This is a genomic window from Aeromicrobium sp., from assembly GCF_047606445.1.
Taxonomy (GTDB): Bacteria; Actinomycetota; Actinomycetes; order Propionibacteriales; family Nocardioidaceae; genus Aeromicrobium.
The window spans coordinates 57,540-69,184 of sequence record NZ_JASGEK010000027.1; the positions used below are offsets into that span (position 1 = coordinate 57,540).

General features: G+C 69.9%; 16 protein-coding genes. 3 read left to right on the forward strand and 13 right to left on the reverse strand.

All coding sequences use genetic code 11. The features are described 5' to 3' along the window. The first annotated feature begins 9 nt into the window (after positions 1-9). Positions 10-1,458, forward strand: a complete 1,449-nt coding sequence (locus tag QM621_RS06400) for a nucleobase:cation symporter-2 family protein (RefSeq protein ID WP_414989535.1) — start codon at positions 10-12, stop codon at positions 1,456-1,458. Positions 1,459-1,474: 16 nt separating this feature from the next. On the opposite strand, the gene QM621_RS06405 is transcribed toward QM621_RS06400, so the two are convergent. Both QM621_RS06405 and QM621_RS06410 read right to left on the reverse strand, forming a co-directional pair. Then, positions 1,475-1,933 carry a hypothetical protein gene (locus tag QM621_RS06405; protein ID WP_414989536.1) on the reverse strand — a complete coding sequence of 153 codons (459 nt, stop codon included), beginning with the start codon at positions 1,931-1,933 and terminating at the stop codon, positions 1,475-1,477. Continuing rightward, entirely contained in the window at positions 1,933-2,658 is a 726-nt protein-coding gene (locus tag QM621_RS06410) for an enoyl-CoA hydratase (protein WP_414989537.1), read from the reverse strand. Before QM621_RS06410 ends, QM621_RS06405 begins: the two co-directional genes overlap by 1 nt. 73 nt (positions 2,659-2,731) lie before the next feature. On the opposite strand from QM621_RS06410, the gene QM621_RS06415 reads away from it, so the two are divergent. Both QM621_RS06415 and QM621_RS06420 read left to right on the forward strand, forming a co-directional pair. Continuing rightward, positions 2,732-2,977, forward strand: coding sequence for an AbrB/MazE/SpoVT family DNA-binding domain-containing protein (locus QM621_RS06415; RefSeq protein ID WP_414989538.1), 246 nt, complete (start codon positions 2,732-2,734; stop codon positions 2,975-2,977). Next, positions 2,974-3,363 (forward strand): PIN domain-containing protein, encoded by a 390-nt coding sequence (locus QM621_RS06420; RefSeq protein WP_414989539.1) that lies wholly within the window; start codon positions 2,974-2,976, stop codon positions 3,361-3,363. The genes QM621_RS06415 and QM621_RS06420 overlap by 4 nt, the downstream gene beginning before the upstream one ends. Before the next feature lie 6 nt (positions 3,364-3,369). On the opposite strand, the gene QM621_RS06425 is transcribed toward QM621_RS06420, so the two are convergent. The 11 genes from QM621_RS06425 to QM621_RS06475 all read right to left on the reverse strand — a co-directional run bounded on the left by QM621_RS06425 (position 3,370) and on the right by QM621_RS06475 (position 11,644). After that, on the reverse strand, positions 3,370-3,714 hold the full coding sequence (locus QM621_RS06425) for a type II toxin-antitoxin system PemK/MazF family toxin (protein ID WP_414989540.1): 345 nt from the start codon (positions 3,712-3,714) through the stop codon (positions 3,370-3,372). After that, the gene (locus QM621_RS06430) at positions 3,708-3,905 is read right to left on the reverse strand and encodes a hypothetical protein (protein ID WP_414989541.1); all 198 of its coding nucleotides are present in this window, start codon (positions 3,903-3,905) and stop codon (positions 3,708-3,710) included. The genes QM621_RS06425 and QM621_RS06430 overlap by 7 nt, the downstream gene beginning before the upstream one ends. Further along, the gene (locus QM621_RS06435) at positions 3,902-4,717 is read right to left on the reverse strand and encodes a shikimate dehydrogenase (protein WP_414989542.1); all 816 of its coding nucleotides are present in this window, start codon (positions 4,715-4,717) and stop codon (positions 3,902-3,904) included. Before QM621_RS06435 ends, QM621_RS06430 begins: the two co-directional genes overlap by 4 nt. Continuing rightward, positions 4,717-5,931, reverse strand: a complete 1,215-nt coding sequence (gene mltG / locus QM621_RS06440) for an endolytic transglycosylase MltG (protein WP_414989543.1) — start codon at positions 5,929-5,931, stop codon at positions 4,717-4,719. Before mltG ends, QM621_RS06435 begins: the two co-directional genes overlap by 1 nt. Beyond that, positions 5,928-6,392: a Holliday junction resolvase RuvX gene (gene ruvX, locus QM621_RS06445; RefSeq protein ID WP_414989544.1), complete on the reverse strand. Its 465-nt coding sequence runs from the start codon at positions 6,390-6,392 to the stop codon at positions 5,928-5,930. Before ruvX ends, mltG begins: the two co-directional genes overlap by 4 nt. Positions 6,393-6,399: 7 nt before the next feature. Next, on the reverse strand, positions 6,400-9,063 hold the full coding sequence (gene alaS, locus QM621_RS06450) for an alanine--tRNA ligase (protein ID WP_414989545.1): 2,664 nt from the start codon (positions 9,061-9,063) through the stop codon (positions 6,400-6,402). Further along, entirely contained in the window at positions 9,063-9,347 is a 285-nt protein-coding gene (locus QM621_RS06455) for a DUF6167 family protein (protein ID WP_414989546.1), read from the reverse strand. The genes alaS and QM621_RS06455 overlap by 1 nt, the downstream gene beginning before the upstream one ends. Then, positions 9,344-9,919, reverse strand: coding sequence for a hypothetical protein (locus QM621_RS06460; RefSeq protein ID WP_414989547.1), 576 nt, complete (start codon positions 9,917-9,919; stop codon positions 9,344-9,346). Before QM621_RS06460 ends, QM621_RS06455 begins: the two co-directional genes overlap by 4 nt. A gap of 230 nt (positions 9,920-10,149) precedes the next feature. Next, positions 10,150-10,569 carry a type II toxin-antitoxin system VapC family toxin gene (locus QM621_RS06465; protein ID WP_414989548.1) on the reverse strand — a complete coding sequence of 140 codons (420 nt, stop codon included), beginning with the start codon at positions 10,567-10,569 and terminating at the stop codon, positions 10,150-10,152. Continuing rightward, on the reverse strand, positions 10,566-10,799 hold the full coding sequence (locus QM621_RS06470) for a FitA-like ribbon-helix-helix domain-containing protein (RefSeq protein ID WP_414989549.1): 234 nt from the start codon (positions 10,797-10,799) through the stop codon (positions 10,566-10,568). The genes QM621_RS06465 and QM621_RS06470 overlap by 4 nt, the downstream gene beginning before the upstream one ends. A gap of 59 nt (positions 10,800-10,858) precedes the next feature. Next, the gene (locus tag QM621_RS06475) at positions 10,859-11,644 is read right to left on the reverse strand and encodes an NINE protein (RefSeq protein ID WP_414989550.1); all 786 of its coding nucleotides are present in this window, start codon (positions 11,642-11,644) and stop codon (positions 10,859-10,861) included. Position 11,645 lies beyond the last annotated feature (1 nt).

Here is an 11,645-nt window from a genome sequence, read left to right on the forward strand (position 1 = left end):
GGGGCGACCATGACGACCTCACACGCTGAGACACGTCCCGAGGACGCGATCCTGCCTCCGGCCCAGATGGTCGGCTACGGCTTCCAGCACATCCTGTCGATGTTCGGCGGCGTCATCGCGGTGCCGATCATCATCGGCGGCGCGGCCGGCCTGGAGCCCGGCGACCAGGCCCTGCTCGTCTCCTGCGCGCTGTTCGTCAGCGGGCTGGCGACGCTCCTGCAGACCATCGGCGTCCCGTTCTTCGGCTCGCAGCTGCCGCTGGTGCAGGGCATCTCCTTCGCCTCGGTCTCGACGATGCTGACGATCATCACCAGCGCCGAGGACGGTGAGACCGGGCTGCGCGAGGTGCTGGGCGCGGTGATCGTCGCCTCGCTGATCGGCCTGGGCGTCGCGCCGTTCTTCTCGCGCATCGTCCGGTTCTTCCCGCCGGTGGTGACGGGCACGATCATCGCCGTGATCGGCTTGTCGCTGATGCCGGTGGCGGCGCGGTGGATCACCGGGCAGGAGTTCATCGCGGGCAAGGAGAACCCCGACTACCTCGACATCGGCAATATCGGCCTGGCGATCTTCACCCTGCTCGCGGTGCTCATCATGAGCAAGATCCCGGTCCTGTCGCGGCTCGCGATCCTGCTGGGCCTGGTGGTCGGCACGGTGGCGGCGTTCATCGTGGGCAAGGCGTCCTTCGACAAGGTCGGCGACGCCAACATCCTCGCCGTGCCCACGCCCTTCGCCTTCGGCACTCCGCTGTTCGCGACCGGCGCCATCGTGTCGATGACCATCGTCATGATCGTCATCATGGTCGAGACCACCGCCGACGTCCTGGCCGTCGGCGAGGTCGTCGGGACGAAGGTCGACAGCCGCCGCGTCGGCGACGGCCTGCGCGCCGACATGCTCTCGTCGGCCATCGCCCCGGTGTTCAACTCCTTCCCGGCCACGGCGTTCGCGCAGAACGTCGGCCTGGTGGCGCTGACCGGGATCAAGAGCCGCTTCGTGGTGGCGGCCGGCGGCGTGGTGCTCGCGGTCCTGGGCCTGTCCCCGGTGCTGGCGGCGGTCATCGGAGTGATCCCGCTGCCGGTGCTCGGCGGCGCGGGCATCGTCTTGTTCGGCACGGTGGCCTCCAGCGGCATCCGCACGCTCAGCAAGGTCGACTACGACAACAACAACAACATGATCGTCGTCGCGACCGCCCTGGCCTTCGGCCTCATCCCCGTGGTGGCGTCGGACTTCTGGGAGGAGTTCCCGGAGTGGTTCATCACGATCTTCCACTCCGGCATCAGCGCGGCGAGCATCGTCGCGGTGCTGCTCAACCTCTTCTTCAACGTGTTCCTGCCGGGCACGCCCGAAGAGCCGACCGACCTCGCGGCGGCTCCGGCCCGCATGGTCCGCGAGGACGAGGCGGAGGTGCTGGGCGAGGGCGGCGCGTTCCACGCCGGGGAGCCGGTCGACCCGACCGACTGAGCTATTCGGCCTCGCCTCAGAACACGATCTCCTCGCCCCGCAGCAGCGGGGCGAGGAGATCGTCGTGTCGGGACGCCCACGCCTCCACGAAGGGGGCGTCGACGGCGGGCGCGGGCAGCGGGTCGGTGCGGCCGAGCTGGATCAGCGCGTCCCAGGGGACGTCCTCGCCGCCGAGCGAGACGACGGGCGGGCGCCCGGCGAGCAGCGCGGGCGCCGCAGGGGCGCCGCAGTCGAGTTGCAGGCGCAGCGCGGCGAGCACGGCGATCACCTCGTGGCGGCGGCTGACGTCCAGGCGCAGCCCGTCGCCCTCCTGGAGGCCGAGCAGCCGCCAGGCTCCGGCGACGACCGCCGACTCGTGCAGCAGCTGCGCGGTGGTCAGGCAGCCGTCGGCGTCGCGCAGCGCGACCTCCTCGCCGCGTCCGGCGATCACCTGGGCGTCGAGGGCGCGGAAGGCGAGGCTGGTCGGGCGGGCCATCAGCGTCCCCGGAAGACCGGCGCGCGCTTCTCGATCCGCGCCTGGGCGGCCTCGCGCACGTCCTCGGAGGCCCAGACGTCGTGGAAACTCTGCTCGATGGCGGCGTCGTCGTCGGTCGAGCCGTTGAGGACGAGCTTGTTGTGCGCGAGCGACAGCGGGGCGAGGGTCGCGATCTCGGCAGCCCACGCGAGCGCGTCGTCGAGGGTCCCGGCGCGGTCGACGAGTCCGCTGACCAGCGCCTCGTCCCGGTCGAGGACATCGGCGGCGAGCATGAGGCGGCGGGCCCGGCCGGTCCCGGCGAGCGCGGCGAGGGTGCGGATGGTCCAGGCGTCGACGGCCATGCCGTTGCGCGGCGTCGGCACGGCGAACTTGGCGGTCTCGTCGGCGACCCGCAGGTCGCAGGCCATCGCCAATTGTGTGCCCGCGCCGATGGCGGGGCCGTTGACGGCGGCGACGATCGGGACCGGGACCTTCACGAGGTGGTGCAGCATGCCGTAGAGGGCCTGCAGGAACTCGTCTCCGTAGACGCCGCCGAGGTCGGCCCCCGAGCAGAAGGCGGTGCCCTCCCCCGTCACCGCGATCACCCGCGCTCCGGAGTCGACCGCCTCGTCGACAGCGGCGTGGACAGCCCGGCACAGCTCGGTGTTGAGCGCGTTGCGCCGGTCGGGACGGGTCAGGGTGAGCAGGGCGACGTCGCCGTCGCGACGCGTGGCGAGAACGGACATGCGCCCCACGCTATCGGTCGGCGCGGCGCGCGAACACTTACGGCACGCCTTACCTCGGCGTAAGATGGACTCCATGTCGATCGCCACCGTCACCTCCAAGGGCCAGGTCACCATCCCTAAAGACGTGCGTGAAGAGTTGGGCTTGGAACCGGGCACGCATCTGTCGTTCACGCGTACCGAGAGCGGTGATTTCGTCGTCAGCCGGGCTTCCCGGTCCGTGCGACGGCTACGTGGCTCCATCGGCTACGACGGACCGCCGGTCACCGTCGAGCAGATGAACGACACCATCGCCGGCGCCGCTGCCGACGCTCGGCGATGATCGCGCTCGACACCAACGTCGTCGTCCGGTATCTCGTACGCGACGACCCCGATCAAGCGGCTCGCGCCGACGAGGTGATCGACACGCTCACTCCGTCGTCGCCCGGGTTCGTGTCGTCCATCGTCCTGGTCGAGTTGTTCTGGGTGCTGACCCGCTCCTACCGCGTCGCGCCTCGAGCTGTCGCCAGGCACCTCGAGGAGTTCGTCGGATCGGACGACATCGTGGCAGAGAATCCATCCGGTGTCCGGTTCGCCACCGCCGCAGTCAAGGGCGGCGCGGACTTCGCCGACGCGCTGGTCGCTGAGGCCGCCCGACGCGCCGGAGCCCACGAGACGGTGACCTTCGACAAGAGAGCGTCGTCCAAGCTCGGCTTCCGGCTGTTGTGAAACCGGTCAGGCCAGGCCCAACACCAGCCGCAACCCGTCATCGACCTGACGCTGAGCCACCATGTCGAGGCGTCCGATCAGACCGGTCAGACGCATCCGGTCGACCACCATCGTCTGCGACACGTTCACCACACAGTCCTTCCGCAGATTCGCGGCGCCGGCTTCGACCTCGACATCGCCAGGCGCGTCAGCGATCCTCAGGTTGCTGGTCACCGCGGTCACGATCACGGCGGAGATACGCGAGCGGTTGAACCGATCCGACGAGACGACGAGCGCTGGCCGACGATATCCCGGCTCCGAGCCGACAGGCTCCCCGAAGTCGACCCAGTGCATCTCGCCACGGCTCACCATTCCCAAGCCCCGGAATCGATCAGCGAACGAGCCGCAGCCGTCGGTTGAGGAGCGTTCAGTTCGTCAGCCAAGGCGTCCAAGGCCGCCGTCACAGGATCGTCGCCCTGTCCGTCGAGGAACTCTCGAATCGCCCATGCCACGATGATGGACAACGGCTGCTCGCGCTGCCTCGATCCATCATCGTGCGTCATCCACGAGCGGCGAGTTCGGCCAGGGCCGCAGCGCGGAGGAGGGAGGCGGGGACAGTGCCTCCGGTCATGAGGTGGACTTGCAGGGCCGCCTGGTGGGCCAGCAGGTCGAGGCCGTTGACCACCGGAATCCCCGCAGCCTGCGCGGCCTGCGCCAGCGGGGTCGGCCAGGGGTCGTAGAGCACGTCGAAGACCGCGCCCGCCGAGGCCGCCCACGACGGGTCGGCCGCCGAGGCGGGAATCGTGGAGACCAGCACGTCGACCGGGGCGCGGTCCGAGCCGTCCAGCGTCACCGCCGCCGCCTCCACGCCCTGCGCCGCCGCCACGGCCAGCACCTCGTCGGCCCGCGTCACGTCGCGCACCACGACCTCAAGCCGAGTCACGCCGAGCCGCGCCAAGGTCAACGCCATCGAGGCGGCCGTCGCGCCGCCGCCGAGGATCCTCGCCGAATCCGGCGCGTCGACCCCCGCCTCGCGCAGCGCGTTCAGCCCGCCCGGCACGTCGGTGTTGAAACCGATCCGGCGGCCGTCGGGCTCGAACAGCACCGTGTTCGCCACGCCCAGCGACTCGACGTCCCCACTGACCTGGTCGAGCAGCCCGACGAGACGCCGCTTCAAGGGAGCCGTCACCGACAGCCCCCGCCACGACCCGTCGAGGCCGTCGAGGAAACCGGCCAGACCGTCCTCGGTCACGTCGACGGCGTCGTAGCTCCAGTCGAGGCCCAAGGCAGCATACGAGGCCCTGTGCATGACCGGCGACAACGAATGGGCGATCGGACGGCCCAGGACCGCGCACCGCCGGCAGGTCGCGGACATCAACAGATGTCCGAATCGCGGCAGTACTCCCGGGCTTCCTCGGCATTGCGCTCGTGCTCTTCATAGGTCGTGGCGTACTTGGTCTCGCCGGTCTCCATGTCGACCGCGACGAAGTACAGCCAGTCGCCGTCGGCCGGGTTGAGCGCGGCCTCGATGGTCTTCTCCCCCGGCGAGCCGATCGGTCCGGGAGGCAGGCCCGTGTGCTGGTAGGTGTTGTACTCCGAGGGGTTGGCCCGCTCCTCGGGAGTCGTCCAGACATCGCCTTCACGCTCGCTGACGTAGGAGACGGTCGAATCCAGTTGCAGAGGCATGTCGATGTCGAGCCGGTTGTACAGAACCCGTGCCACTTTCGGATAGTCTTCGTCGAGTTTGGCCTCGTACTCCAGGATGCTCGCGACCGTCAGGATCTCCTCGGTCGTGTAGCCGAGCGCCGCGGCACGGCCCTCGATGTCGAGCGAGGCCGTGACCTCGGCGGTCTTGCTCACCATCTTCGACAGCAACGACACCGCAGTCTCGCCCGTGTCCACGGTGTACGTCGCCGGAAAGAGGTATCCCTCCGCATTGCCGTTCGCGACCTCGGGCAGGCCGATCGTCGTCGGGTCGTCGAGCGCCGCCAGCAGGTCGTCCTCGGGGATGTCGGTCACGGCGGTGATCGCCTCGACGACCTGGCCCACGCGCGCGCCCTCCGGCACGGTCACGGTGACGTCGGCGGGCACGATCTCGGTCGTCAACGCACGGTAGGCCGCCTCGGCCGACATCTTCAGACGCATCTGATAGGCGCCGACCTTGAGCGTGCTCTTGGCCTGGTCGTCGAGCGCCTCCTGGTAGAAGGCGTCGGCCGACTTCACGACGTCCTTCTCGGCGAGCATGTTCGCCACCGACAGCCAGTCCGACCCCTCCTCGACCTGGATGACGATCTCTCCGGTGCCCTCGCCCGTGTAGTCCGGCGCAGGACCGAGGCGCTCTTTGACGAAACTGAACGCCCAATACCCGGCGCCGAGCACGCCCACGACCACTGCGAGGACGATCAGCTTCGGCAGCAGCCTCCGTTTCCTGGCCTCGCCTCGGCGGCTCGTCGGAGCCGCCCTCCGACTCGTCTCGGCGCGACGGCTCGGCGCGGCCCGACGGCCTCCGCCCTTCTCCGCCCGGCGCGCGGCGGCGCGAGGCTCCTCCTCGCGCGACGACGGGGTCGCCCGCCTGCGTCCTCCGCTCATGAGGCGTCTCCCGTCCGCTCGACCAACTGTCCGGGCGGCGTACCCCGTAGCCGCTCGCCGTCCAACGCGTTCTGCAAGATGACGACCGCCGCGGCCTGGTCGATCACCGGCCGCTGCTTCCTCGCCTTGGTACCACCGGCACGCAACTGCTGCGAAGCGGTGACGGTGCTGAGCCGCTCGTCGACGAGCCGGATCGGCAGGTCCACGACGGCCGCGATCTGACCGGCGATCTGACGGGCGGCCTCGGCCGCCGCGCCCTCCCGGCCCGACAGCGAGTAGGGCAGGCCGACGACGATCTCGACGACCTCGTGCTCGCGCGCGAGGTCGGCCAGCCGGGCGACCGCCCCGTCGCCCGCGGCGACCGTCTCCACCGGAGTCGCGATCAGCCCGTCGGGATCGCACGTCGCGACGCCGACGCGGGCCGCGCCCACGTCCACGCCGAGCCGACGTCCGCGCCGCATCGGCCGATCACCCGCCCGCCACGGCCGACTCGACGACGGCCATCGCCGCGTCGACTCCGGCGAGGTCGGTTCCGCCGCCCTGCGCGACGTCGGGCTTGCCGCCGCCGCGTCCGCCGAGCTTGGCCGCCGCCTCGCGGACGAGGTCGCCGGCCTTGAGACCGGCCTCGACCGCAGGCTTGTTGAGCGCGACCACGACGGCGGGCTTGTCGCCTCCGACGCCGAACAGCGCCACGACGGCGGGCCGCTCGGCGCCGAGCTTGCCGCGCACGTCGAGGGTCAGCGAGCGCAGATCGCCGCCGCCGACGCCGTCGAGACGCGCGGTGACCAGCGTCGTGCCGTTCACGTCGCGACCGCTCTCGGCGAGCTTCCCGGCGCCGGCCAGCAGCTCGGCGGCCTTGATCTTGTCGAGCTCGCGCTCGGCGGCCTTGAGCCGGTCGACGAGGTCGCCGACGCGCGTCGGCAACTCCTCGGGCTTGACCTTGAGCAGCCCGGACAGCTGGCTGACGAGGTCGCGCTCGCGGGCGAGGTAGGCGAAGCCCTCCAGGCCGACGAGCGCCTCGACGCGACGGTTGCCCGCGCCGACTGAGGAGTCCGAGGTGATGACGACGGTGCCGATCTGCGAGGAGTGGTCGACGTGGGTGCCGCCGCACAGCTCGCGCGACCACGGGCCGCCGATCTCGACGACGCGCACCTGCTCGCTGTAGGTCTCGCCGAACAGCGCGAGCGCTCCGGCGGCCTTCGCCTCGGGCAGGGTCATCAGGCTCGCGCTGACCGGCAGGTCCTCGCGCAGCGCGCGGTTCGACACTTCCTCGACCTGGTGCAGCTGCTCGGGGTCGAGCGCGCCGTTCCAGCCGTAGTCGAGGCGCAGGTAGCCGGGCCGGTTGTAGGAGCCGGACTGCAGCGCCGTCGGGCCGAGCACCTCGCGCAGCGCCGCGTGCACCACGTGCGTGCCGGAGTGCGCCTGGCGGGCGCCGGTGCGCCACTCGGGGTCGACCTGCGCCTCGAGGGTCGCGTCGAGGGTCAGCTCGCCGTCGAGCACGCGGATCTGGTGGACGACGAGGCCCTTGATCGGCCGCTGCACGTCGAGCACCTCGGCGCGGCCTCCGTCCCAGGACAGCTGGCCCGCGTCGGCGTTCTGACCGCCGGACTCGGCGTAGAAGGGGGTGCGGTCGAGCACGACCTCGCCGACGCTCCCCGCGCTGACCGCCGGGGTCGCCGCGCCCTCGCTGAGCAGCGCCAGCACCCGCGACTCGGTGGTCAGCGTCGTGTAGGCCTGCCAGTCGGTCGGGCCGTGCGCGTCGAGCGCCTCGCGGTAGGCGGTGGTGTCGGCGTGCACGCCCTTCTTCGCCTTCGCGTCGGCCTTCGCGCGGGCCTTCTGCTCGGCCATGAGCGCGCGGAAGCCGTCGGCGTCGACGCTGAGGCCCTGCTCGGCGGCCATCTCCAGCGTGAGGTCGATGGGGAAGCCGTAGGTGTCGTGCAGTTGGAAGGCCTTGTCGCCCGGCAGCACCGTCGCGCCGGAGCCCTTGACCTCGCTCGCCGCGAGGTCGAAGATCTGCGTGCCCTTGCCGAGGGTCTGCCGGAAGGCATCCTCCTCGGCGTAGGCGACCTGCTCGATGCGGGCGAAGTCGGCCTCCAACTCCGGATAGCTGGCCTTCATCCGGTCCTTGCTGACCGGCAGCAGCGCCGGGAGCGCGGGGTCCTCGTAGCCGAGCAGGCGCATCGAGCGCACGGCGCGGCGCAGCAGGCGGCGCAGCACGTAGCCGCGCGTCTCGTTGCCGGGCTTGACGCCGTCGCCCATGAGCATGAGGCCGGAGCGGACGTGGTCGGCGATGACGCGGAAGCGCACGTCGTCGACCGGGTTCGCGCCGTAGGCCTTGCCGGACAGCTCCGAGGCGCGCTCGATGACCGGGAAGACCTCGTCGATCTCGTACAGGTTGTGCTTGCCCTGCAGCAGGTAGGCGACGCGCTCCAGGCCCATGCCGGTGTCGATGTTCTGCGACGGGAGCGGTCCGGCGACGTCGAAGTCGTCCTTCGCGCGGACGGCCGACAACTCCTCCTGCATGAACACGAGGTTCCAGATCTCCAGGAAGCGGTCCTCGTCGACGACCGGTCCGCCGTCGGGGCCGAACTCGGGGCCGCGGTCGATGTAGATCTCCGAGCAGGGGCCGCCGGGACCGGCCACGCCCATGTTCCAGTAGTTGTCGAGCAGACCGCGGTTCTGGATGCGCTCGTCGGGCAGGCCCGCGATCTGCTTCCACAGCTCACGCGACTCGGTGTCGCTGTGCAGCACGGTGACCCAGACGCGCTCGGGGTCGAAGCCGAGGCCGCCGTCGTCGAGGGAGCCGGTGATCAGCTTCCAGGCGTGCGTGATCGCGCCCTCTTTGAAGTAGTCGCCGAAGGAGAAATTGCCGTTCATCTGGAAGAACGTGCCGTGCCGGGTGGTCTTGCCGACCTCCTCGATGTCGAGGGTGCGCACGCACTTCTGGACGCTGACGGCCCGCTCGTACGGGGGCGTCTCCTGGCCGAGGAAGTACGGCTTGAACGGCACCATGCCCGCGTTGACGAACAGCAAGTTGGGGTCGTCGAAGAGCAGCGGGGCCGACGGGACGACGGTGTGGCCGGCGGCCTCGAAATGCGCCAGGAAGCGGCGCCGGATCTCGGCTGTCTGCATCAGTGCGTGTCCTCGTTCTCGATCAGGTGGTCCAGGGCGGGGCGGTCGGTCTCACCGGCGGCGAGCGGCCCCGCGCGACGGTACAGGTCTTCGACCACGGCGCGCTGTTTGGCCTGCATGGCGACCTGCGCCTCGGCCTTGAGCTCGCGCCAGCCGAGCCCGAGGGCGGCGGCCTGGTCGACGATGCCGGGCGTCGACATGCGGTAGGCGGCGCGGCGGGCCTTGACCGAGGTGTAGACCCCGGCGGCCGCGCCCGCGACGAACCAGACGGCGCGGGCGCTCATCGGGGCTCCTCCCCTCGAGCGGCGCTCACCCACGACGTCGAGCGCGCCGGGGCGATCGGCACGGTGCGCGCCGCCTGACGGGCGGCTCGGCGGCGCTCCTTGCGACGTCGGGCGAACTCGCGGCGCATGAGCGCCATGACGCGGTCGCGCGACTCCGGGCGCAGCGCGTGGGCGACACCGGTGACGAACACCGAGAAGCGGACCGTCGGGCGGCTAAGCGCCGTGGCGATCAACTGCTGCTGGGTCGGCACGACGATGACCTTCCCGTCGACCACCTGCGTCTGAGTCAGCTCCGTCGAGGGGCGAGGGTCGAGGACGAGGTCCGTCGAAGTTGGAAGGTTTCGCTCCCTGAGGTGCGACGAGGAACGAGGAGTGGGGGCACCTCCCGCTTGCGGGGGATCGAAGGGAACAGGCGTGAGGTCACGTTCTGCCTCGGCCCTCTCCAACAACTCCGCCACCGCCGCACGGTCGCGGGCGCTCTGACGGGCCGACCGCACCGTGACGACCGCCGCGCCGAGGGCGACGACTGCGACGACCGCCGTGGCGGCCAGCACGATCACGTCGACAGGCATGCCCCGACAGTACTAGGCCCCGCGTCGCAGCTCACAGTCTTGTGGCCCCAACGCGCGGGAGGTACATCAGCAACTCTACGGCGAGACCGAAGGTAAGCCAGCAACCTCACATGACGTGAATGAGGTTGCTGCGCTACCTCCCGACCATTCATAAGGTTGCTGACCTACCTCCCCGGCTTCCACGGGAATGACGGCGACCTGGAGCCGGTGTCGGCGTGACGGCAGTCGTGCTAAACCGTCCACGGGTCGATCAGAGCGACACCGGTGTGGAGGAAGTCCTTGGTGTTGCGTGTCGCGCAGACCGCGTCCTTGGCTCGGCAGATGGCCGCGATCTGCGCGTCACCGGTGGTGATCGGTCGGCCTGCGGCTTCTCGCGCGGCAAGAATCTCGGCGTAACGGGGAGCCGCTACCACGTCGAAAGCGATAATCGCGCCCGCCTCGCGATAGGGCCGGATCGCGGCCTCGACCCGAGAAGTGAGGTCTGTCTTCCGTTTGCCATCGGGCAACCTGCGCAGACCCGTCAGAAGCTCGGCAAGAGTGACGGCAGTGATCGCCACGTCGTCGGTCAGTGACTCCAGCCAGGCGACGACGCCGACGTCGGGCCGGGGCTTGAGCACCTCGGAGACGACGTTCGTGTCGAGGACGATCACAGGAAGTCAACCGCCCGAGCGGCGTCGGCACGTTCAGGGATCGGCAGTTCGTCGACACCGCCGACCGACTGTGCCGCCTGCAGAAGCGCCAGCCCGATGTTCGGACGGGTGGCGGCCTCGGTCAGAATCTCGCGGACCTCGGCTTCTATGGAACGGCCATGCCGCTTCGCCTGAGCGGCCAGTCGATCCTTAACGGACTCGTCAAGCCCGTGGACGACGATGGACGACATATCAACCACCTCGCAACGTAGTGGTGTCAACGCTAGCACCGGGGAGCGGCCCCATCGGGCTACCGCGCCAACTCCGTCCCGTCGGCCGCACGGAGCTTGCCAGTGGCGATGAGGATCAGGTCGACCAACGACCAGACGCCCAGGCCGCCGCAGGTGAGCAGCTTGAGCACGCCGAGGCCGGTGTAGCCGAGATAGAACCGGTCGACGCCCATACCCCCGGCGAAGATCGACAGCAACAGCGCCGTCATGAAGCTCTTCTGACCCGGAACACCGAACAGGCCTGGCACCTCGCCCGCTGGGAACCACGGCCCGCCGTTGCGGGAGATCTGCGTCTGCGGCGTCAACCGGCTGACCTGTGCCCGCAACCCCGCCGCGTCAAATGGTCCGACAGCCTCACCCATGAGCACGGCGTAGTACTCGCCCTCAGGGACAGGCGTCGAGTCAGCAGGCGGAACACGCATGGCGAGGATGACGAGCATCAACACGGATGCGACAAGGAACACGACCAGACCTACGAGGCTTGTCAAGAGTCCGACGTAGTAAGCCGTTCCAGCAGGCAGCATGAGCAGCCCGGTCACCATCAACGTCGCGGCGGCCAGACGAGGTCTCCGTCGCGCCCAGACGGATGACAATGCTCCACCTGCTAAGGAGGCGACGAGAACCGAGGCACTCACAAGGTTGTACGTGAGGCCGAGCCCGTACTGAAAAATGAGCCCGTTGAACGCGCTGCCCACCAGGTCGATGAGCGTCAGAGTCACCACCAGCCCAGCGACTGCGCAGATGGTGTTCACGATGCCGGGAGAGGGCTCGTGGCGTTTCGCACCGACAAGTTGAGATGAAGTCATG